Here is a 22,743-nt window from a genome sequence, read left to right as displayed (position 1 = left end):
TCGCCCGTGGTTCGGAATGTTCGGTATCCTGGAAGACATCGATCGACGGGAGTGATTCGTCATGATGGGGCAACTGGGCAGCGGACAGGACAAGCTTTTTTACTCGTTCAACCTTGATAGTCACGTCCCTCGCGAACACCTGTTGAGAGGCATCGATCACTTCCTTAATCTGCGCGATCTACGCCAGCATCTCGCGCCGTTCTACAGTCCGATGGGTCGGCCGCCGATTGATCCGGAGCTCATGATCCGCATGTTGATCGTCGGCTACTGCTTTGGCATCCGGTCCGAACGCAGACTATGTGAAGAGGCGCATCTGAATCTGGCGTATCGATGGTTCTGCCGCCTGGGCCTGGAGGACGCCGTACCCGAATACTTGACATTCTCGAAAAGCCGCCACGGCCGCTTTCGCGACAGCGATGTGTTGCGCCATTTGTTCGAGTCGGTCAGTCTTGTGTCGATGCATGAGCGAGGGGCTCGTAAAGAGCGAAGGCTTCGCGATTGACGCAAGCATCATCAGAGCCGACGCGAGCTCTGCACGCGGTCTTCCGGGTTCTGGGCCCATCGACTGGGGTTGCGTCAAGGGACAAAGCCGTGCAGTGCGCGAATATCTGGAAGCATTGGAAGAAGTGAATCCAGCGGGCACCGAAGCGGCGGAGATGGCAGAGACATCGACCTCTCCAAAGAGGATACCTCTGACGGATCCCGCCGCGAGCTGGACAGCCGCCAAGGGTGGCTTGCCGTTCTTCGCCCACTCGACCAATTATCTGATTGACCTGCATGCAGGGATCATCGTTGACGTCGAGGCGACGCCCGCGAACCGTTCGCACGAAGTGGAATCAACCAGGACGATGATTGACCGCGTTGAGCGGCGGCATGATCTCAAACCTCGACGTCTTGCAGGCGACACCGCGTATGGCTCTGCAGCGATGCTTGCCTGGATGATCGAAGAGAAGGAAATTGCACCACATGTTCCTGGGATAAGACGACGCGCAAGGACAATACATTGTCCAGCAGCGAGAGTTCCACTGGGATGAACTGGCCAATGAATATCGCTGTCCCACCGGACATGCACTGCGCAGTGATCGGCGCAAATTCAGGAATCCGCGCTCACGCGTCACGAAGGCTGACACGATCATCTATCGGGCAAGCCAGCTCGACTGCGAGAGTTGTTCGATGAAGGACCGTTGCTGTCCGAATACACCTTTCCGCAAGATCGCCCGCAGCATCCATGAAGCTGCGCGCGACGAAACGAGGCGTATTGCGAAGACGCCTGAATACAAGCGATCTTGCCGTGAGCGAAAGAAGGTGGAAATGCTCTTTGCCCATCTCAAACGCATCCTGAAACTGGACCGTTTGCGACTACGAGGTCCAAGCGGTGCTCATGATGAGTTCCTGATGGCAGCGACTGCGCAAAACCTGCGAAGAATGGCCAAGCGGTTCACGTCAGGATGCAAGCAGATGGACCAGGCAGTTGCATGACAAGAAATGAGGATCGTTGCCACGCCCAAGTTCACCGCTTCGCCGATCGTCACAACTCGATAACGTCGTGCCAACTCCAACGCCCTGATCCAAAACAAGACTTTTTCAACCGTATCCCTCTTAAAGCTGCCTTCGAAGTCAGGCCGGATCGAAAGACCGCTCCGGGTCGCGAGTACTCATTTGTCGGTCGCGATCTCGGCATGCGCGTAGGAAACACCGAACGACGGAAGAAGAACCTGAAGCTGCCCGATGGGGGGCCACACCTCAACGTCGGCAATGGCCGAATTCCAGTCTCGCAATGCGAGTCAACGAACGTCCGTAGTGCGTTGGAAGCGGTCCTAAATGTCGCGCTGGGTCGACGGGCCGCAGTGGGTAGATCAGCGGCATCCACGGAAATCCGCGATGAACCGAAAAAAAATGCGCCCGGTCCCGGAAGGGATCAGGCGCTTTGAATGGGAGCGAAAAGGAGGCAGACCTTTAGGACCGCGGGGCGACAGCGTTGATGTAGAGGTAACCGGCGTCAGCCCCGATCCGGAGATCGAAGCCTTCGTCGATCACGCGGTCAAAGACCGCATCATTGCGATCGAGATGCTCGACAAAATCATCGCCGCCGAATTCTGCCCGGGCGCGCTCCCACCAGTCGTCGAATTGCACCGTATTGGGATTGCATTCGACGGCCCACGCGATGATGCTGCGTCGGCCGTTTTCCATTTTGCCTTTCTCCGAGAGCATGTAGACGCCGTGATCCTTGACCAGCACGATTCGACATTGCTGCGTGCGGGCTTCGCAGATGACGGGGCGCAGATCCGCTGCAACGAAGTGGATCATGATGAATTTCTCCATGAGGGGATGGGTTAGGAGATGAGGTTCCGGCTATTCCTGACTCACCAGTTGCCGCGCGAGCGCAACTTCGATGCTCTCTCCGCCCTGATTGAGGATGTCGAGACCGGACTCGGGCATGTGGCCGGAGGTGGACTGCGAGACGGCAATCTTCTGTCCCATCAGCTTCAGACACCGCATCTGCGTTGTGCCCTCGTAAGCGAGAAATCGCACGGTGACGTCATGCGTCTGACCGATACGCCAGCTTCGGCGTGCAGCCTGTTGAAGCGTGTAGGTGTTAAAGCCCGACTGAAGAAATGCAATCGTCGGGAATTCAAGAAGATCGAGGCCGGTTTTGACCAACTCGGGGTTTGTGATGATGACTTCGGCGCCACGCTCCAGCTGGTCGGCGACCCAGTCCTCACGCTTTTCCGCAGGCACGCTCGCACGAAGCACGGATGCCCTGACACCGACCGCATCGAGAAGATTCTTCAGTCGCACCGACGTGTCGCGCGTGCCGGTATAGGTCGTATAGACCAGCATGCGCCTGCGGTTCAGCAGTTCGCCCCGCACGAGTCGCAGCAGCGCTTCTTCCTTGGGACCGGGTTGATCGTCGCGCAGCAATGCAGGCACGCTGGCCAGGATCCGCTTCGTGCGAGGGTGACGCACGATTTCAGGACGGAAACAACATTCCGGCCACGCGAGCAGCGCATTGAGCACCACGCCCAGCAGACTCTTGTCGCCGCAGCGTAACGCGGTGCGCAATTCTGATGTCAGTGTCGATTCGAGCGTGCGATAGGCTGCCGCCATTTCTTCAGTCAACGCGACCGGCAGCAGGGATTCGTCGTAGGGAGGGAGGACGTTCTGGCCGATCTGCGAGAGCTTCAGGAAGGCTGTATACGGCACAACGTACCGCATGATGCCCTTGGGGCCGAAGCCCGGACCTTTCACCGTCGAAACGCTCTTTCGGTCGCCTTTCGCCGTCCGGTGCGAGCCTTCGTCGACCTGCTTGTGAATGTCGATGAGCACGCCATGCTCGCGCATGAACGCCATTGTGGCGGCCGCCATTGAGCCGTTGCTGTTGTAGTTAAACCCGTCGTCGATCAACATGGTCGGGTTCAGGCGATAGAGCAGGTGATAGAGGTCGTCGGCGTAGCCGCCCATCAACGTCCCCGTGAGCAGCAACGTTTTCGACGCCTTCCGAGCGAGTACGCCCATTGCCTGGCCCTGGGCGGAGTTTTCGTTCTTGTATTCGTGCCCTTCATCGGCGATGAGCAAACCGAAGTAGCCCTGTGGCAGATACCGTTTAACGAACTCTGAGGCTTGGTAACCGCCTTGTCCGAACGATATTTCCGTGTGAGCGAGCGCGCGCTCCATGCGCTTCGCCTGCCGGTCCGAGAACACGAGTTCGCCGCTGTCGTCCATCAGGTTGATGAACTCGAACACGTTGTCCTGCAGCATGTCCGCGAGCATCGATTCGCCGAAGCGGGAGAGCAGGCGTTCGGCGGTTTTCTCGCCGACGGTCGGCATCTGTAGCAGCGCTCCCTTCACGAGCTCGCGCATCGACCGCGTGCCTTGGCCTTTCGGTGCCAAGGCCCACAGGCGTTCGCCGCAACTGCACGCGCGACGCTTCTCGTTGAGCGCCGGCCGAGCCTGGGTAGGTGTCAGCGGATTGCCGTCTTCGTCGCACACGAACTCGCCGCAGGCAGGGCAGCAGGCAAACACGCGGGTGATTGCGTCAGTCTCCATATCGAGCGTTGCGACGCGGCGCGCGAAGGCAGGCTTCCAGTCGAATCCCATGCGCATGCGCACGCGGCCGAGAATGAAAAACTCGGGTACCGTTGGCCTCGAACGCATGATACGGAGCTGTAGTAGCTTGCGCAGTGTGTCCGGGCCATTGAGGATCCAGACGCGTGCACCCGGCACCGTCGTTCTGATTTCGCGGCGCCACTTGTAGACGAGATGCGGCGGTGCGATGACGAGCGTGCGCGGATAGCCGCAATGGTGGAGAAGGACGGCAACGCCGATGCCCATCAGCGTCTTACCGGTACCCATTTCGGCATTGATGACACCGCCCGGTGCGTGTTGCGTCAACAGTGTCGTGATCGCGTGAATGACTTCCCGTTGCGCCGGGAACGGTTGTCGCGACAGTTCGTCGAGCAGTGCGTCCCATCGTGAGGGGCGTTGCCCATCGTAGATCGACGGGTTTTGTTGGCGGACGGCATCGAGCAGTCCGGCGCCAAAGTTCGAGATGAAGTCCGGCAGGGCGATCACGTCGCCGGCGTTGTCGTCGGCTGTGATGTCGTCATGTTCGGCATCGCCGTCGACGACGGCGGATTGCAAATCTTCCATGATGCGTCTCCAGAAGATGCGGGCCACGTGCCCCCGGGACGGGGCGCAGGTCCCGCAGATTAGGAAAATAAAGAGAGGGCCGCCAGCGCATCCAGGGGCGGCAAGACCGGCGGAGGGGTTAGTCGATTGCGAGCGCGCCGCTGCGGACCAAGCTGGAAATCGCCTCGGTGAAGGAGCCAGGGAGTGCGATCCGGAAAGCGTGGATGCGTCCGACGGGTGAGTAAGGTGTCTCGTCGAGCCTGCTGACCATTTGCGCTCCGAGGCTGGCGAGGACCAGGGAGCGCCAGTGCGGCAGCAGCGGTATCGGACTGAGCTGTTCAATAAGCGACCACACGCGTGCTTCCAGCGACGCTTCGTCGTGCGTGTGGGTTTCTCGGTCAACCAGCAGCCATGCCGAGCCGGTGGCTTTTGACGGTGTCAGCAGCGACTCGTCGTAGATCCACGTATGCACGAGGTTGCCGAAGAGGTTGTCTTTCGGCAGACGACCGCTGTATTTGTCCAGCCGCCGCGGATCGCCGATAGGTACGGTGACGATCGGCTGGCTGCTGTCGGGGTCAAGCAGGGTGATCTGACGGATGCCGCCCTCCTGGACGCCCAGATGTAGCGAGGCGTAAAGCTGCTGAACGGCGCCATCGCGACCGAAGACGGACACGAAGGCGAGCTCGCCATCGGGTGCACGCACGCAGGCATCGATGAAGATGTCCTGCAGTTCCTTGATGGGATATGGCATGGGGTGCTCCAGCGTGAATGCCCGGCGCACCCATCGGGCGCTGACCCGGGTGGGTTAAGGAAGATTCCGGGGCGTCCGCAAGGGAGCCGCCGCCGCGCAGACGAAGGCGCCGGAAAGAAGCGGCTGGGGTACCGCTGAAGGTGTCGCGTCACGGGCGACGACGGGTCTGCTACCGGCCGACCAGCGGGAAAACGTGCACCGCGAAGCGCTTTCCTTGAGCGTCCTGGTGAACGGTCGGGGAAAGCGCCATGGAGACAGGGCGCACAGAGGTGTAGAAGGAACGGCCGCGGTCAGCAGCCAGTCAGCGTTCCGAGCAAGGCGCGAAGTTCACGGACCTTTCCGGCCGTGAGGGTCATCGACACCAAGGCTTCGGGATGCCAGGTCTCGATCGCAGCTGCTTGAGGCAATCGTTCGTCGACGAGTCGTGCGAACGCGAGGAGTTGGTGTGCGGCTGCGTGCAGTCGCACAGCACGGACCGAGACGTCGGCGGCCGGCCATGCCGTGACGCCCGTCGCATCGAAACTGAGGACCTGTCCGTCGAGTTCCTCATAGTCGTCGTAGAGCAGCGGCATGTTCGGCGCGTCATCCCACAACGTACCGGCGTCGAATGCCGCACGCGCGATGGCGCGGGCCGCCTCCGCGCTGGCGGCCCGGATGCCGACGACGACCCGGTGCGCGTGGTCGAGGCTATAGCCGACCAGGTAAGCAGGCAGTGGCTGGTTCGTGGGGCTTGTATCAGTCATGATTCGGGTGTCCTTGCAGGGCGGAACCTGCCCCCTGCGGGGCAAGGCCCCGCGGGGTTGAAGACGTGACCCGCGCTAGCGGATCGTGACAACGCGGCCGAGATTCGGGCCGGGCGTGAAGTCAATGCCCGCGATCGTGGGAACGAACCGGTCGCGCATCAGGATCGTGGTCCGGATCTCGCCCTTGTCCGTTTCCTCGATCTGGACTTCCTGCTCTTTCTGCTTGACGGTGTCGCCGCGGATGAGCAGGCGTGTGCCGTCAACGCCGGTAACCACACCGGTAATCTGGCCGGCGGCAAGTGCGAGAGCGAGGTGCCAGTCGGACAGGTCGCGCAGGGGACGGCGAGGCGTGACCGCCTTTGCTGCGAACATCGCAGCAAACTGCGGCCAGAGCGTGGCGTGCTGCAGGCGTTGCAGTTCGTGCTCGAGCTGCGGCGCATCGATCCGTGTGGACATGAAGGCCTGTTCACCGGCGGCCGATGGAATGCAATACGGTCGTGCGGTCCAGTGCTCGGGCAGTCCCGGTGGCAGTTCACCGTCGCTGATACGTGCGAGGCGTGCGGCCAGTGAGGTGTCGACACCATCTGCGCGACGCTTGACGCCGAAGAGGACGAGCTGTTTGAACGTCTGGTCGGGCGCGAGAAACACTTCGACGTGTGTGAAGTTTCGAGCGATCATCGTGGCGAACTCGCGGTCCATCACGTAGTACGGCACGATCAGCACGAGCACGCCACCGAACGCGAGCCAGGGAACCGCCTTCAGATAGAAGAGCTTCTCCAGACGGTCCGGCTGACGCTCGCCAGTCTGAGCCTTGTCCGATACGACGTCGCCATACGGCGGGTTCAGGAACAGCAGCCCCATGCTGCGGGCGGTGATGAACATGTCGTGGATGTCGGTGTGTGCCACGGTCTCCAGGACATCCTTCGCGTGCCATGCACGCTGGCGGTCATACTCGACGCCAAATGCGCGGATCGCATTAGGGGTTGCGGACTGCCTTCCTAGTGCGTCCTTTAGCTCGTATAGCGCGGCGCCTTCGCCGCAACATGGATCGAGCAACCGTACAGGGCGGTCTGGATCGGCCAGCGCGAGTGCCGGGATGATCCGTCCGAGCGTGACGGCATCCGTCGGGAAGTAGCCGTTTTTCACGAAATTTCGGGCGAGGCGGGGAAAGATCAGGGCCATGTCAATCTCCAACGAATCGTGGCGTGCCGTTCGCCGGAAGGCCCGGCACGCCGCAAGTGGAAGGAATCAGGCTTTGAGCCAGGTCTGGCTGGAGGCCTGGAAGGCGTAACCGAATGCGCGAAGCTGGTCGCGTTGCTGACGGAACACGCCGCGGTCAACGGTTGGGTCGAGCTTCACTGGCTGGCTGGCGACAATCGCATCGGCCAGCTCGGTTCCGAACAGGTCGGGCAGATACAGCTCGCCAGAATCGCCTTCGGTTTGTGCGGGGGACGGCCCTTGGTCAGCATGCGCGGGGGCTGCGGCACTGGGTATGCGTTCCTCGTCGGCCGGATCCGGCTCGGTCGAGGACGGTGCCTGACCGGTCTCGCTGAATGGCTCATCGTTGTCGAGCTGCACATCGGCGAGCCTCGCGCGGATCTCGACGGTGACCTTGCCGTACCACACGTAGCTGTGCGGATAGATCTTGTCGATCAGGAACGTACCGGTATAGGCGCCGGGCTCGAACTGCTCGAGCACCTTGTCCTTGACCTTGAATTCGCCGACAGACGTGGTTAGTTCGCCGACCTGGAACGGGCCGTTGCTGCCCTTGATGGTGCGCACGTCGAGCGTGCCGGAAAGAGAGATCACGATGCCTCCAGAAGGTGAGGCGGGACGCACCCTCTCGGGCATGGCGTCCCGCGGGGTGGGTTGAAGAGATACGGATCGATTCTGTCTGCCAGCGTGACGGGCAGGTAACCGATGAGCGTGCCGGAAGAGGCTGTAGCTTTCACATGAAGCGGCGACGCACGGATCCGCATCGAACGGATCGAGAGCAATGGGTCTTCACCGAAGCGCCACCGGTGCGGCGCTTCAGAAATGACCCGGCAACCGGGCCACACGCCTATGCGGCATTGACGAACCTAGCTAATGGGTTGCCGGGCAGGTTCGCTGGAGCGTCGTTGCTGGACGATGTGATGAAACAGCCGGGGCGGAAAGCGGAACAGCTGACCGCCACTTTCGACGATCCACGTGCGATGCTGCCGGCTGACGACGACGGCCTCGGTGATCGACAGCCCTTTGAGCGTTAGCATGTCGCCGGGCCTCAACACACGCGAGCGCGCCGCATGCCACACGCGGACCTTTTCGCGCCATGGAGGTGAAGCGGGCGGGACCATCTCGAGATACGCGAGCGGGCACGAGTAATAGAACGGCTCCATTTCCTCGCACAGGTCCTTGTAGCCCCAGCCGGCGCAGCCTTTGTCCCAGGCGAGCAGGTCGCAGCCGATGTAACGCAGCGGCGTGTTGCCGGGGCGTTCAATTTCCCAAACCGTCCAGAGCACGTTGCACTGCTACAGTGGCGCAAGCAGCGACGTGCACAGTCATCGTGCTCCTCATTGCGTGTGAGGCATGCAATCAGTTGCGCACGCGTCTGTCCATGACTAAAGAGCCATCCCATGGTGTACCTCGCACAAGTGATTCGAGGCATTGCTCCCAAAGTCGGTGTGATGCCCCGCGCGGAATGCACCGTTGATCTGGTGCAGTTGGAAGAATGAGGTGATGCGGTGCAAGTCTCTGGTCACACGCGCCGTTGTGAGCGAAGGTCGCGACCGATGACGGTACGCACCGAGCTGATAACGAAGACTGTCCAGTCGGCGAAATACCGTCCGTCGAAAACGATCGCTCCCGCGTTCAGCATGAGCTGGATCGGCATCGTGATCCTGCCGCCAGGCGTCTGCCCGTCGCGTCCGGCCACGTGCTCCATGTCGGGGAAGAACCGATAACCCTCGAACGGATCGAGGAATTCGAGCTTGAGGTCGCGGGTCTCGACGGTGTGGCAATAACGCAGCCGGCCGATCAGCGGTCCATCAAACCCTGTAACGAGCGGGGACCCAAGCGGATCGTCGCGTCCGTTGAAGAGCCCGAGGTAGAGGCCGTCGGGAAGATCGACGCTCTGCACCGTATAGCGCGGCAATGTGCGCCCGTCGCGGCACTGAAAAGCCTGCTGCGACGGATCGCCGTCATCATCGGGCTGGTCGGCGGCATGAAGCTGTGATGCCGGTCCCTGCTGGAAGCAGTTCCCGCGTGCCAGTGACCAGTGCCGCATACTCGTATCGGACTTGCTGATGGCAGGGCGGGAAGGGGTGATGGGAGTGCGGATTGACATCGTTGTCTCCGGAAATGTGGCGGAGACGCGCCCTGCGGGCTGCGTTCCGCAAGGCTTGAAGGGGGGCTGGGCGTCATTCCGTCCGCCCGTCAATCGATTGCCGCAAAGATCTGGCGCGCGTCAGGGTGTGACGGGACGAAGGCGAGCAGCCTGTGATAGAGCTCCGTAAAATGCGCGTCTTCTGTCGACCACGCCATGGCGTTCAGTGCGAAGAGGCTGGCAACAATACCGGCGGCGTCACTGCTCATTTCGCCATCGTATCCGTTGCCGTCGCAGGTGATGGGCAGCGGGCCATCCAGACGAGGCGTCATGTAGAACGCGCCGTTGGACAGCTCGACGTAGTCCCAGAATCCGCCGTGGTAGGTCGGGCACAACGACGACATTGCGGCGTAAACAGCGAATTCGGCGCGGATCATATGCTTGCCGAAGTATCGCGGCAGGATTTCCATACGACGGTCCTCGGGCACGAGGGTGGCCACGATGCCGTGCGTTTCAGTGGTCTCGTTCATGACATCCTCCGGAAAAGGAGCGGAGGATGGCTGCCCGGGCGGGGAAGCGCATTCCCCGCGAGGGTTGAACAAAGGAACTACTTGAGAGCGGGGAAGCGAGCTATTCCGGACCCGGCATCATGGCGACGCGGGTACAGCCGTGCAGACAATGGCACCGGAAGAGGGCTGTGAAGGTGTCGCCTGACGCGGCGACAGACGGACCTGCAACTGGCAGGTCGGCAGTGAACACGTTATGCCTCATTGGCCCTCATTGGCGCCGACTGGCAGTGAGGGCCAATGAGGCATAACGCCTGGCAGTTAACCCCTGCCAGGCGCGTGTCTGGGCCGGAACGATCGGTCCGGCGCAAACGGCACGGCGTAGTGGGGCCACCGTGGACCCGTTCGACGATCTGCGGGACGGTACCGGCTTTCCGGAGCGGGCTCGGGGAGTTCCGCCCTGGAAAACCGGCCGTCCGGTCATGCGCGAGAGGAAGCCCCCGCACGAGGCGGGGACCGAGGGGCGCCGGTCATTCGGCGTTGGCGGACGGGCGACGGGCGCTCCCGTTCGCATGACGGCGCAGCGGCGGATAGCGGTTGCTGCGCGCGTTGGTGCGTTCGGCCGCTGCCGCATCGTTGCTTGACGCTCCGATGTCGCGGCTGTTGGCCGGTCCCTCAGCAGAAGGCGTATCGCGGCGATCGCGATCGCGATCGCTCGTCGACGGTTCATGCCCGTTGATGGTCTCCGCGGGAGTGTCGGCGCCTGCTTCAGCGTCGTCGTCTTCGCGGTCGCTTTCGTCACGGTAAACTTCCTGGCCGTCGACCTTGATCCAGAAAAGCTTGAGCAGACGCCCCTTGAGGACAGCGCCGGTCTCGCCCGCGCGGTTGCCGGTACGCTCGAAGGTACGGATGTAATGATCGCCCGCGCGGAAGGAGACGAGGACTTTGACGTCCGGATCATTGACGTCGTTCATCACGGCGCGCACAGCTTCCTTCGCCTTCTCGCCCGAGACGATCAGGTCCAGCGGAAGATACACGACACCATTCTCGACGTTCGGATCGCCGTGAAACGCGGAGATGGCGCAGGCGAGGAAGGGCTTGGCCTTGCTGCGGCCATTGCCTCTGGCCGTAACATCGCGGACACGGGACAGATACCCGAGGCCGCACAGATGAAGGTCGAAATACTTGCGGGGTTCGACAGATTGATTCATGACGATTCTCCAGAACGAAAAGGGGGAATCGCCACGGCCCGTGTCGGGGAATGACAATTCCCCAGACGGGCAAGAAAGGAAAGCTTCCGGTCAAAAGACCTGCGGTGGTCCAGACACTGGGACGAAGCGAACCGCGAAAGGTGTCGCACGAGCGACGGTACTGCGAAGGATGCTGGATGGGCTCCAGCGGGCAACTTCAATCGCGAATCATAGTCGGCGATACCGAAAAATCAAGACGATTTGCTCGATCATTTTGTTCGCTGTTCAAATGAATTTGACGGGATTGAACTTGATCTCCCGATGCGTCACGATGTCTCACAAGCGAAGACTCGGCAGGTCGACGGACAGGCCGGCGCTCTGATTGCGGAAAGTGGGTGGGATTGCACAGCAGGCCAGTCACGCAATGTCACGTGAGCTCATCAAAATCCAGCATGGAAGCGGGAGAAACGCCGAGTGTGGCGGCCAGCACGCAGATGTTATAGAGGGCAATGTTGCGCTGCCCCCTTTCGATGCCACCAACGTACGACCGGGCTAGCCCACTTTCGAGCGCAAGGCGCTCCTGTGACCAGCCGCGCGCCTTGCGAAGCTCGACTAGGCGTTTCCCAAACAGGGCAAGGGGGTCGTACTGCATCGACATCTCGATCGGAAAGATATCGAAGCGTACGTATTTGACCTGTTTGAGGCCACGCTCTATCATGACACGCACTATGAGTGACATTCCTGCATATCGGCCACGATAGTTTTGATATTCGACGTGGGTACGGCTCGCGATGCCGCGGCCGGTGTACCTGCCCGATTGATCCTCTTCTTGTACAGGGAGCGCAGTGAGCCAACCCGTCTCGGATCTCGCACAGTTGCTGGCGTCCATGCAGCCAGAGCTGAATGAAGGCGCCTATGTTTTTTCGTCCGTGCTGGCAGACCGGGATGTGTCGCAGCTCGCTCCCCTGGCGACGTTTCGTGAGCGCGAGGGGCTGACCATCATCATCGATGAACCGACGGCGCTGCGCGAAGGGTTACCTGTTCTTTTCCGGGCAGCCTGGATCACGCTGAACGTCCATTCCGACCTGGAGGCTGTGGGACTCACAGCTGCAGTGGCTGAAGCGCTGACCAGGGCCTGCATCAGTTGCAACGTCGTTGCTGCCGCATTTCACGATCATATTTTTGTGCCCGTGGAGCGCGCGCGGGATGCGCTTGCTCAGTTGACGGACCTCCAGGCGCGGGCAGGACAGGGCGTGCCGGGTTAGCCGAACACCGGTCGGGAATGCTTCCTGCCCGGGTCGGTCAAGTCCGGCTTCCTCGCTGCACCGCCGCGACAAATTCCTGGCGAAACGCGTCAAAGAGCTGATTGATCCGTTCAGCCGTATCGCCGCCGAAAATCCGTGCGCGGCTCGCCATCATGTGCGTCAGTATCAGGGGCGACGGATCGTCCGGCGCAATGACCGCGAGGATCTGATCGCGCACTTCCGGCGTGACGATACCCGCCATGTCGCGGCCGAGGAGGGCCGCGCCGCCGATATCGGGATCGTGCTCGTGCCGTTCGATCAGGTCGAAGGCGTCGTCGGCATACAGCCTCTCGAGATTTCCTGCCTCGCCGTACCATGCCAGCAGGAAAAGCAGATCGGTTGCGTCCTTGCGATCGACCGCGTGACGATCTTTCCAGGCAATGATCTTGAGCATTGCCTGCGCCGGAAGGGAAGCGACAGGCACCACGAGATCGGCATCCATGCGTACCGGCACAGCGACCTGCAGCGCCTGCTCGAAGCCGGCGACGTTCATGCGCATGACCTGATCGGGCGGCCACGCGATTTCGCCGCCATCGTCTGCGATGCCCCCGAACGGTACGATATCGAGCCAGGTTCTGGCGCCGGTCTCAGGGGCCTGGTAGTGCAGCCGGTGGGTTGCACTGCCTCGCTGCTCGAAGTGGCCTGATGTGAGCAGCGCCGTTCTCAGTGTTTCATGGCCGGCCCAGCTTTCGATGGAAATGCCGATGTCAACGTCTGCAGTGGCCCGTGTCGGTTCGATATCGTAGACGTGCGTCAGCACGACGTCGCGTGCGCTCGCCCCACCGACAAACCACTCGATGCTCTTTTCGGAAGCAGCGGCAGCTACTTCACGCAAAAGGGCTACCATTTCGGGTGGAAAAGGGCGATGGGGGCGAGGCTCAAGCGGGGAGATATTGTTCACGCACTAACCGGGCCGTTTCGAGATTGCGCGAGTCGCCACTCGCTACGAGATCAGCGTAGACGAGCAGGGGCGGCGCGATGTTCTGCGGAAGTCCAGCCGCAGGCTGGAGCTGGATCGGGGACCTCAGGAATTCAATGTTGCCGTCGCGATCAGGCCGCAGGCGAGCCTTCGCGATCCACTCCCTCGGGACCTCGCTGGCACAGTATACGGTGAATGTGGCTGGTTTCAGGTATTGCGTGAGGATGGCTGCTGCCGGCTCGCCACCAAACTGGCACCGGCCGGGAAGCTCGGGAACGCTTTTCCACCAGTCGGGGATGTCGGTGCGGAAGTGGCCGAGCTGAAGCGATCCACGCAACAGTGTCGGGTACAACGTGGTCCATTCATCGATGAGCCGGCCTGCGTCGGCGAACTGCATGCCGTGCCCGTCGGGCTGCTCGATGAGGTCGCGCCGGGCCAGCATGCCGTGAATGGCATTCTGGACCGTTCCATGGCTGACGCCGGCAACCTGTGCGATATCGCGGTAGGTTGTTTCCAGCAGCGAAGGGACCGCGAGCAGGGCGAGTGCGACGCGCAGTGTCGATCTGGTCCAGGTGCGGCCGCGTGCCTGCGGGCTGCTCTCCGGGCGTGGGCGTCCAGACACGAGAATGATGCTATCCCCTAGAAGAAGACTGGCGTTGCCGGCCAGGTCGAGCGCATCAACCTGCATGTCGCGGCACGCGTTAATCATGTTAGGGGATAGGTGCGATGTCACGAGCAGGAGCCGGTCACCGTCGCCCGCCGCGGCCTGCGCGCGGACAGCGGCCAAGGTGCCGTAGCGGTCGATCGTCCGTTTGACATGCGCGAGGCGTTTGTAGCGGCGGGTGCCTAGATGGAACTCCAGTACTGCGTCCGCGCCGGACCGGGGTGGCGCCTTGCGCAAGTGGACAGGAACGCCGGTCGCATCGCCGAACGCGGTGGCGGCAGCTTCCAGCAGAGGAAGCAGATCGTGGTCGGCCGGATGCATGGCAAGGTCGCGGTTGTCCAAGTTTATTCATTGTACACGTTCCGTGGACGCATGACATTTTGGATGCGACCGGCCTTGTCCGAAAAATAGGGTTGTCCACGTGACGTGGACGGTCATCATTTTTGGACAAGAGACTATTTCTACTGGGATGGCTCGTCGCGAGGATGGACGCTGCCGGCAGGGGCGCCTTTTACCGCCTGGGTTAGGGTAACCGCCGTTTGCTCGGATGGTCGGGCCAGCCGGAAGTGTGGTTGAACGTCGCCGATCGGACCCACTTCGGTCCTTCGACCCGGCCCAACGCTAACGACGGCTTCCAAGGTAGAACGGCCGTCCGCCCGTAAGCGTACATCGGTGAGTCCTCTGCCAGCGTCGGGGACGATAGGAAACTCCATTGACGTTCGTTCGGGAATGTCCAGCTTACCGCGCCGCGAATTGGCGCTTGCGGATGAAACGGGACCTCTATAACGAGGCAGCGCCCGACGGACACAATAGTTGTTGGTTTATGAAGGAGTTCCACGACGACGTGCTTCAGCCAAATCTGGCAACAACCTGTCACGAGCCCCTCAATGCAGGACGAGGCCGGCTCGACTGATAAGGCGTGAGAATGCTCGATCGAGCTTCGATTTCATTTACCATTAGTCCGACCATCGGCCGGGTCGTTTCTTTCGGATTGACGGAAAACCTGAACTACATTCACAAACATGTCCACTTCCAGCCCCGATCCCTCCCTCGCGCACGGTGGCGGCAATGCCACTGCGGCAGGCGTCTCTTTCCAGGCCGGTGTCGCAAGTTATTTCGGCGCGGCCCTGCTCGGGGAAAAACCGATTGATCGCCTCTCCGATCTGGCACGGACCGTTCCCTTTTCCATCCGCGTCGAGACCGAGGCACCCGTCGACGACATCCTGGTTGAAACCACTGCGGGTGGCTTTATCTTCATCCAAGCGAAAACGTCCATCGACTTGGCAAGCGGTCTGGCAAGCCCGTTCGGAAAAACCGTCGACCAGTTCGTTCGCCAGTGGATGGCATGCGAGTCGGGAACCGCCAACCGACGTTGGGACCGCCCACTTTCGCGCGACACCGACCGGCTTGTACTAGCGGTAGGACCGCAGTCGTCTGGCATTGTCACGCACGATCTTGCGCTCGCCTTGCGTGCCTGGCGCGCGGGAGGCAGTGCGCCGCTGCCCGCGAATCAACAACAGGCATTCGATCGCTTCAAAGACTTGCTCAGCCTCGCGTGGCAGCAGATTTCCGGGGTGCGCCCGGATGAGAGCCGGCTCGCGGCGCTCACAGCCCTTGTTGACGTGCTGGTCTTTGATTTCAGCGGCGCGGATCGCACGCTCGTTATCGAGTCCATGCGTGACGTCGTTCAGACGGCCGACGACGCAGCAGCATCGTTCTCGGCGCTTCAGGCGTGTTTTACGCGGCTCATGTCCAACCGGCTTGGTGTGGATGCCACTGGGCTGAGAGATCGTATTTCTGGTTCGATACGTCTCGACTCGCCACCCAGCTATCGTGCCGATGTTGTTCAGCTCCAGAAGTATAGTGATGAGACGCGCACTCACCTCGAGCATTTCGAGGAGACCAGCATCAGCGGTAATAGCATCAGGATTGCGCGGAATTGCACGGAATCCGTTCTCAGAGCGGCCACGGAATCGATTCTGCTAGTGGGCGATCCGGGGGCTGGCAAAAGCGCCGTCATCAGTGCTGCTGCGGCACGCTTGAGGAGTGAAGGCAAGCAAGTGATCGAGCTGGCAGTGGACCGGCTGCCGGTTGAGTCTGCCGAAGGGTTACAGCAGCAGCTTGGTTTGGCTCATCGGGTTCTGGACGTGCTCGAGAACTGGCCCAGCAGCGAGCCGGCGTTTCTATTTATCGACGCATTGGACGCAACTCGCGGCGGACGAAGCGAAGGCGTTTTTCGCTGGCTGATTGCTGAAGTCCTGAAAATGCCAAGCAGGCGCTGGTGCGTCGTGGCCTCGATTCGAAGTTTCGACCTGCGCATGGGGCAGCAGCTGGCGGAACTGTTTTCCGGAAGGCCGCCCGATAGTAACTATGCCGACAGGGCATTCGGCGCGGTGAAGCACATTCATATCCCTCCATGGGAGAACGGTGAGCTGGAGGAACTGCTCCAGCGCGCCGGGCCGATCGCAGATGCCGTTCGCGCAGGCGGCGCTCGACTGTTCGATCTCGCCCGCACACCCTTCAACACGCGGCTGCTCGCTGATCTTTTGAGTGGGGGGCTAAGCCCCGATACCTTTAGCGCGGTGAGCACTCAATCCCAGCTTCTCGATCTGTACTGGGCGCATCGCGTCAGGAGACATGGGCTGCCTGCAGAGGTGTGCCTGCGGCACGTCATTGAGCAAATGGTGGAGCGCAGGTCGCTCCAGGTCGATCGCTTGCAGGTGGCGTCAAACAGCGCCGTAGCGCTTGAAAGCCTTCTTCACGAAAGCGTGGTCATGGCCGTGTCGGGCGAGCGGTATATCGCATTTCGGCATCACATCCTGTTCGACTTTGCGGCGAGCCGGGTATATCTCGACCTCCTGCACCCTCAAAATTTGGCGAGCGTGCTGGGTGGGGAGCGAGCCCTTGGACTCATGCTTGGGCCCGCACTCATCTTCGCGCTAAACGATCTCTGGCTGAATTCGAATGCTACCCGGGATGAGTTCTGGCGCGCCATTCTGGCCTGTGTTGGCAGGCCTGATATGGATCCGGTTGTCCGGAGCATCGCGGCACGTGTCGCCTGCGCACTGCCTGAAAATCGCGAGGATGTTTGTGGTTTGCTCGAGTCGCTTGGCGGGACGGTGGAAGAAAGGGAGCAGGCCAAGATCGCGCTGACGCACGTGATCGGGTCACTCGCGGTCCATGCCGAAGATGCAGCCGACATTGCCCTTGACCCGTGGAGCTATCTCGCCGCTGAACTTGGCGGCATTGTCGAGCGGGTCGCCTGGCCGCTTCGCACGCTGCTTTTCCTCTTGACCGGGCGAAACCTGACGCCGGACCAGCGGGCACAGCTCGGCTCGGCATCCCGGGCCTTGCTGCGCCATGGCCTATCCAGTGTCGAGGAACTTGTGACAGCGGCCATCGGGTTCGTTGGCGATACTTATGGGAGCGATCCGGCCGCTTCGCGACAATTGCTCGGTTCCCTGTTTTTACCCGGCCGCTTTGACGCCCATGGCGATGACGACATCCCCTGGCTTACTCGCAAACTTGACGCCATCCTGGCAGTCGATCCGGAGTTTGTCCTTGAAATCTACGAAAAGACGTTCTCGCGCGGCATCGTCGATGACAGTAAGACGTCGATCGGGCAAAGCAAAATCCTTCCGCTGACAACCAATCGCCGGCAGGCTTTTCAGATGGCCTACTGGAGTCTTAAAGAGTTTTTCATCAAATTCCTTCATGCCGATCCTGGCTTGGGAACAAAGGCCTATGTTAAAGCGCTGCACGGCTACGTCCTTCGCGAGCATCCGCTGCGCGACACGCAGCCCAGACACGTGACTGGCCTATCCGGCAGAACCTGCGCACTGCAGGAGGACTGGAGTCATATCTGGGCGTCGAATCCCGATGATCAGCATGCCGACAATGCCATCCAGATCGCACAAAAGTTCTCACGCTGGTTATGTGATGCCAGTTCGGAGGCAGCGACTGCTGCGACCGAGGTGATCGTCGCGGAAAACGAGATGGCGATTGTCTGGGCTCGCCTGTTCATGGTGGCCGCCGAACGTAGCGACGTTCTTGGAACCATCCTCTGGCCGATTGCCACGAGCTATCCCTTCCTTCGGGCAAGCGATACACGCAAGGACGTCATTGATTTCATTGCTGCCATGTATCCCAGTCTGTCTCTGGAGGACCGCGCCTCGTTCGAGGCAAGGACCCTGGCGTACGACTTCGCAGATGCCAGCGAGCCGGGAGCCGCCCGTGAATACGTTCTGAAGCGGCTGTTCGCAACGATTGGCTCGAGTCGTCTGCAGACCTTGGAAGCGAAAGCGTTCGCGACCGTCTCCGATCCCGAACAAACCCTCGACTACGAAAACCGGCGCCCCGCGAGATACGAAGTCGGTTTTTCTGCGCTCGACGAGTTTTGGTGGCTGCGAGAGCAGGGGGTTGATCCGACCGCGCCCGGGAATGCTGAGCTTCTTGAGCGCGCCACCACCTTCAAGAAGGAGTTGAGCGAGCAAAACCGGACGCAGGCTTTTCCGACGCCCGGCGAAAGCGTGGCCAGATTGACGGGCTTTCTCTCTGAGGTCGATGGGCGACCGGACGCTCACCCGCTGGTGAAGTCCTATGTGACGGGCGTGGTGGCAGATGGCCTTGAAGTGATCGTATCGATGTTCGAAAGCGAACTCGCAGGCGATGCGCGGCTTGTTGACATTCTTGCCGCAATGACCGTGAGGTTCGCCCGCCATGTTTCTCCAGAAATAGCCCCTAACACTGAAGAGAGCTTCGAGAATTCCGCCGCGTGGGGTTCGCCCGCACCCCGAGTCTCGGCAGGTGTTGCCGCCATGAGCTTAGCCGGTGTTGGGGAGTTTGCCGTCCATCAACTGCGTCACGTCATCGAACAGTTGCTGAAGGATCCGCATCCCGCCGTTCGAATGGCTGTCGCCACCCGGATCAATACGCTCTGGTTCACAGATCGCACTTTGATGTGGCAACTGGCTGATCGTGTTGTGGACGAGGAGAACAATGGAAGCGTCCTGTCGTTTTTCGCGAACACCGTTCTTGCGCGGCTGCTTCATAGCGATCCCGAGAGAATTGAAGCACTGGTGATCAGGCTTGGTAATAAACCGTGCGGCGAAGTGGCGCGACAGAAATTGCGTGTTGAGATCGGCGGTCTGATCGCGATTCTCTGGATCTCGCATCAGCGGCCGTCTGCAAAGGCAATCATTGAGGCATGGCTGCAACGCGTTGTCGAAAGCGATGAAGAACTGGACCACGCGATCACTACACTGCGGGGAGGGCTGATCCTCGGCTACGAAAGCGGGAACGGTGCAGACATCCAGGTTCGGCACCGGTCGATTGAACTGGCTAACTGGGTATCCGCAACAACGGCGGCGAACCTGACGGCCTTTTTTGCGAATCCCACCAGTGGCACGCCGGAGCAGGCAAGGGCAACGGTATCCGCCAAGCTTTTGAGCCACCTCCTCAACCAGATCTATTTCTCGTCGGGCGCCTTCCGTAATGGCGGGTCCGCCAACGGCGAAGATGGGGGGCTTGTCGCCCTCGAAAGTAGGCGTGAGTTTCTAACGGAGATCACACCGGTCCTCCAACGCGTGACTGACGTCGGAGGTCCGGAAACGATCTACTACCTCATCGAACTGCTCGACTTCATGATGGACGCCGATCCGGAGGCGGTCTTCGACATGGTCGCGCGGGCGCTGCTCGGTGCGGGCCATAAGCAGGGGTATCAGTTTGAATCGTTGGGAGCTGACCAGGTTGTGAAGCTGATTGGACGTTTTCTCGCTGACCATCGCGTACTCTTCGATCAGCCGTCCCGCAGGCAGACACTCGTGAAATGCCTGGACGTGTTCATCGAGGTAGGCTGGCCGTCAGCGCGCAGACTACTTTACCGCTTGCCGGAGCTGCTGCAATGACTCCCGATAAGCTCGCGGAGTTCAAACGCGCAATTCAAGTGCTGGTCGCCGAGGCTCAACGGAACGAGGCGCCAGATTACCCAGCGGGATTCGCTGGCGAGATGAGCGCTCCGACGCTTGAGCACAATGTCAGGAAGGTCTTCCTCAACCGGCTGCTGATCGCGCTAGGGTGGAACCTTGAAACCACTGTCGCGGAAGAGGCACGCGTCAAGGGGGACACGACGCTTTTCTTGGACTATCTGGGTGTGCATCTGGACACAAGGATTCCACTCCTGATTTTTGAGGCCAAGTCATGGGAGAAGCCTTTCGTTTCCGCGTCGTCGGCCCTCGGCGGGCGGCAATCTCCGGAAGATCTGATCGCCCTAGCCCTGAACTATATAAAGTCGGGGAATGGTGCTACGCCGGTGACGGGCGAGTGGATCGAGTGGCTTTCAAAGCTCCGGGACTACGTTCGCACTCTGAGGGACCAGAGCAACCACGTGGTGAGCCGCGTTGCCATCAGCTCCGGTCAATGGCTCGTCATTTTCACGGAACCCGCCGCAGCATTTCTGGATGCGGCGGATGTGAATTCCGCGAATATCTTGGTTTTTCAGACGGATAGTTTCGTTCGCGAGTCCGTCCATATCTTTGGACAGCTCTCGTATGGCCAACTGGTTACCGACATTCCGTCCCCGTTGCGCGCGACTCAGCTAAGCGGCTACATCTCGGCGAACGCGGTTAGAAGGGTGTTCCGGGCTTTGTGGACTCGGTGGGAAGCGTCGGGCTCCGCAGGTGTGCTCGATACGTTTCCTCAACTGATCGTGTATCCGGCGGCGATCCTCGAAAGATCCGACGGCGCTCTCCTGCAGGTGGCGGAAGGGCGTTCCGCACGCCAGTTTGTCCCGGCCGACGCAACCACGCTGAAGGGGCACCTCGATGCGGTTAGGCAGAGTTCAGACAGCTTGCTGGAAGCCATCTTTGAACAATTGGAGAGGCGGTTCGAAGTTTCAGACCTGGCGGCCTTTCCAGGCTTTCCTGTTACTCCGCTGCGTGGCTCACGGGTCGGACTTGTCCCAGAGCCGCTACAACGACGCGTACAGTTTGTCAGACCGTGGCCAGACAGGGCGGATGAGTTTTTGCTCGTAACCGGCGCTTCCTCTCATTTCCTGCTGGAGGGGCCGACGGTTGATCCTTGTATGGGGCACAATTGGGCGTCGTGTCAGGAGGCCGGGGTAGAAGTAGGCCGCGCGCCCGTCATTTTTTCGAGCGTGGACCCTAAGGCCTTCTACATATCAGGCGCAAATCATCACTGTGCGCATCGTGGCATTCATGATAGGCGGCAGGGTAGCTGTTACGTTGCCGCGTTTGAGTCATTTCTATGTTGCCGAGCGTGCATTTTTCAGCAGATCTGTTGGCCAGATGGGGCAGGGCCTGCGTTGCCCTGCGGCTTATCCAATTAAACACATTCCGAGGATCAGCAAAGCTCCAGAAAGCGCGGTGACTGAATATTTCATCGATTGCAAATGCCGTCAGTGACGTTAGGCGACAGCATCATGTCCCGCTGTGTGATGAATGTGATGCGTTGACCGGGCTCCAGCTTCAGGGTCGGCTGAATGTTCATGTTGCGCTGGAGAATGGTCTGGGTCGTTTGCGACAGGGACTGTGCTGCCGCTTCCGACAGATCGGTCGACGCGCCTCCGTTGATGTTGATCGTGGTGCCGCTCTGTTGACTCTGGTTGTGGCCGATCCAGGCGGCGACGCCGGCGATCAGGAAGGTCGACCCGAAAATTTTGAAGAAGTGGTTGTTGACCTCGGCGGTGACGCCCGCTTCGCCGTCGGGATCGTTGCCCGTGAGCCCGTCGAGACGCATGGTCGCGTGCCGGAAGATCATCCGGGTGGCAGCCATGAGCATCAGATCCTGTCCGATCGCGACATCGTTGTTTGTCCGACCGAGAATCCGCGTGCCCTTCGGGATCAGCTTGCAGCTTCCGTCGATGCTGTCATAAATGTCGCGGTCAACCATCGCGCGGAAGGTACCGGGCATGTCGCTTTTCGCGCCCTGCAGGATCACCGTGGGAATCGGTGTGCCGCCCATCACCATGTACGGCGAATCGATGGGGACCGGAACCAGCGGCTTCGCATCGTCAGTCGCGTCGCCCTGCTGTCTGACCCAGTCGGCGTTGCGCCGGTCGGTGGCGCTCGATACATTGGCGGGCGAGAGACCTGACAAGGTCGTCTCCGAGGAACCACCACCCGGTGATGGGCTGCCTGGCGCTGCCTGCAAGCCGGAAAGGTGCGCCAGGCTGCCCGCGATGTGGTCGGGCGACAGCCCATTCTCTGCGGACGGGTAGCCGTTGCCTCCACCCGTATCCTCGTAAGCGACGAGCGACTGGCTCTGCATGGCGTCGATCTGCCGTTGCAGCGCGAGTCGATCGGCGTCGTGATCGGGGGTGCCTGGACCAGACGTCCGGTAGTTTCGGGGCAGCGGGCCGGCATCGTCTCCGGGCACGCCCTTGGGGATGCCGTCGAGCGGTGTGCCGCCGAGCGGGGCGCTGGCTGCCGATGCGGCATCGCCCGCGCGTGCCAGCGCCAGGTTCCGCTGGTCTTCGAGGCGCTTGCGGATGGCATCCGGTGAGGCCTTCGGCTGCCGCGCATCCGCCTCAATCTGCTCGCGCTCGCGCCGCTCGGCCGCGGTCTCGTGCGGATGGGACAGCGCGTGCACCAGGACGATCGCGAGCAGTGCGGAGCACAGCGCGATGAGCAGCGTTTTCGCGAGGTTCCGGCGGATGCGTGTGAGCCTGGCTGGCTCAGGCGTGAGCGGGGTGCCGCTTTTTTCCGGGGCGGCCAT

At 61.0% G+C, this 22,743-nt stretch carries 17 protein-coding genes and 1 pseudogene; 4 read left to right on the top strand and 14 right to left on the bottom strand.

Annotated elements, in window-relative coordinates:
- The first annotated feature begins 61 nt into the window (after positions 1-61).
- Positions 62-1,479, top strand: a pseudogene (locus tag BJG93_RS22905) (transposase).
- Between the two features lie 477 nt (positions 1,480-1,956).
- On the opposite strand, the gene BJG93_RS22900 reads toward BJG93_RS22905, so the two are convergent.
- The 11 genes from BJG93_RS22900 to BJG93_RS22850 all read right to left on the bottom strand — a co-directional run bounded on the left by BJG93_RS22900 (position 1,957) and on the right by BJG93_RS22850 (position 11,775).
- On the bottom strand, positions 1,957-2,307 hold the full coding sequence (locus BJG93_RS22900; protein WP_027196513.1) for a DUF3085 domain-containing protein: 351 nt from the start codon (positions 2,305-2,307) through the stop codon (positions 1,957-1,959).
- 45 nt (positions 2,308-2,352) lie between these two features.
- On the bottom strand, positions 2,353-4,650 hold the full coding sequence (locus tag BJG93_RS22895) for an SNF2-related protein (RefSeq protein WP_027196512.1): 2,298 nt from the start codon (positions 4,648-4,650) through the stop codon (positions 2,353-2,355).
- 118 nt (positions 4,651-4,768) lie between these two features.
- Positions 4,769-5,380 carry a hypothetical protein gene (locus BJG93_RS22890; protein ID WP_027196511.1) on the bottom strand — a complete coding sequence of 204 codons (612 nt, stop codon included), beginning with the start codon at positions 5,378-5,380 and terminating at the stop codon, positions 4,769-4,771.
- A 290-nt stretch (positions 5,381-5,670) separates the two neighbouring features.
- The gene (locus BJG93_RS22885) at positions 5,671-6,123 is read right to left on the bottom strand and encodes a hypothetical protein (RefSeq protein ID WP_027196510.1); all 453 of its coding nucleotides are present in this window, start codon (positions 6,121-6,123) and stop codon (positions 5,671-5,673) included.
- A 75-nt stretch (positions 6,124-6,198) separates the two neighbouring features.
- On the bottom strand, positions 6,199-7,305 hold the full coding sequence (locus BJG93_RS22880) for a DUF6094 domain-containing protein (RefSeq protein WP_027196509.1): 1,107 nt from the start codon (positions 7,303-7,305) through the stop codon (positions 6,199-6,201).
- 66 nt (positions 7,306-7,371) lie between these two features.
- Positions 7,372-7,974, bottom strand: a complete 603-nt coding sequence (locus BJG93_RS22875) for a DUF3275 family protein (RefSeq protein ID WP_456095373.1) — start codon at positions 7,972-7,974, stop codon at positions 7,372-7,374.
- 230 nt (positions 7,975-8,204) lie between these two features.
- Entirely contained in the window at positions 8,205-8,624 is a 420-nt protein-coding gene (locus tag BJG93_RS22870; RefSeq protein ID WP_231337481.1) for a hypothetical protein, read from the bottom strand.
- Positions 8,625-8,860: 236 nt separating this feature from the next.
- Complete coding sequence (locus BJG93_RS22865; protein ID WP_027196507.1) at positions 8,861-9,448, bottom strand: hypothetical protein; 588 nt, start codon at positions 9,446-9,448, stop codon at positions 8,861-8,863.
- Between the two features lie 89 nt (positions 9,449-9,537).
- Entirely contained in the window at positions 9,538-9,957 is a 420-nt protein-coding gene (locus BJG93_RS22860) for an antirestriction protein (RefSeq protein WP_027196506.1), read from the bottom strand.
- A 506-nt stretch (positions 9,958-10,463) separates the two neighbouring features.
- Complete coding sequence (locus BJG93_RS22855; RefSeq protein WP_034478408.1) at positions 10,464-11,144, bottom strand: DUF3577 domain-containing protein; 681 nt, start codon at positions 11,142-11,144, stop codon at positions 10,464-10,466.
- 406 nt (positions 11,145-11,550) lie between these two features.
- Positions 11,551-11,775, bottom strand: coding sequence for a helix-turn-helix domain-containing protein (locus tag BJG93_RS22850; RefSeq protein ID WP_027196504.1), 225 nt, complete (start codon positions 11,773-11,775; stop codon positions 11,551-11,553).
- A gap of 193 nt (positions 11,776-11,968) precedes the next feature.
- On the opposite strand from BJG93_RS22850, the gene BJG93_RS22845 reads away from it, so the two are divergent.
- The gene (locus BJG93_RS22845) at positions 11,969-12,388 is read left to right on the top strand and encodes an ACT domain-containing protein (protein WP_027196503.1); all 420 of its coding nucleotides are present in this window, start codon (positions 11,969-11,971) and stop codon (positions 12,386-12,388) included.
- Between the two features lie 37 nt (positions 12,389-12,425).
- Here BJG93_RS22845 and BJG93_RS22840 read toward each other — a convergent pair whose 3' ends face one another.
- Both BJG93_RS22840 and BJG93_RS22835 read right to left on the bottom strand, forming a co-directional pair.
- Entirely contained in the window at positions 12,426-13,274 is an 849-nt protein-coding gene (locus tag BJG93_RS22840) for a nucleotidyl transferase AbiEii/AbiGii toxin family protein (protein ID WP_051374319.1), read from the bottom strand.
- 31 nt (positions 13,275-13,305) lie between these two features.
- Entirely contained in the window at positions 13,306-14,331 is a 1,026-nt protein-coding gene (locus BJG93_RS22835; protein ID WP_027196501.1) for a type IV toxin-antitoxin system AbiEi family antitoxin, read from the bottom strand.
- Positions 14,332-15,032: 701 nt separating this feature from the next.
- On the opposite strand from BJG93_RS22835, the gene BJG93_RS22830 reads away from it, so the two are divergent.
- Both BJG93_RS22830 and BJG93_RS22825 read left to right on the top strand, forming a co-directional pair.
- Complete coding sequence (locus tag BJG93_RS22830; RefSeq protein WP_027196500.1) at positions 15,033-19,916, top strand: AAA family ATPase; 4,884 nt, start codon at positions 15,033-15,035, stop codon at positions 19,914-19,916.
- The gene (locus tag BJG93_RS22825; RefSeq protein WP_027196499.1) at positions 19,913-21,355 is read left to right on the top strand and encodes a hypothetical protein; all 1,443 of its coding nucleotides are present in this window, start codon (positions 19,913-19,915) and stop codon (positions 21,353-21,355) included. Before BJG93_RS22830 ends, BJG93_RS22825 begins: the two co-directional genes overlap by 4 nt.
- Positions 21,356-21,405: 50 nt before the next feature.
- Here BJG93_RS22825 and BJG93_RS22820 read toward each other — a convergent pair whose 3' ends face one another.
- Positions 21,406-22,743 (bottom strand): TrbI/VirB10 family protein, encoded by a 1,338-nt coding sequence (locus tag BJG93_RS22820; protein WP_027196498.1) that lies wholly within the window; start codon positions 22,741-22,743, stop codon positions 21,406-21,408.

The organism is Paraburkholderia sprentiae WSM5005 (genome assembly GCF_001865575.2).
GTDB lineage: Bacteria > Pseudomonadota > Gammaproteobacteria > Burkholderiales > Burkholderiaceae > Paraburkholderia > Paraburkholderia sprentiae.
The sequence above is the reverse complement of the archived record's forward strand: the minus strand, read 5'-3'. Positions and strand labels throughout refer to the sequence as shown.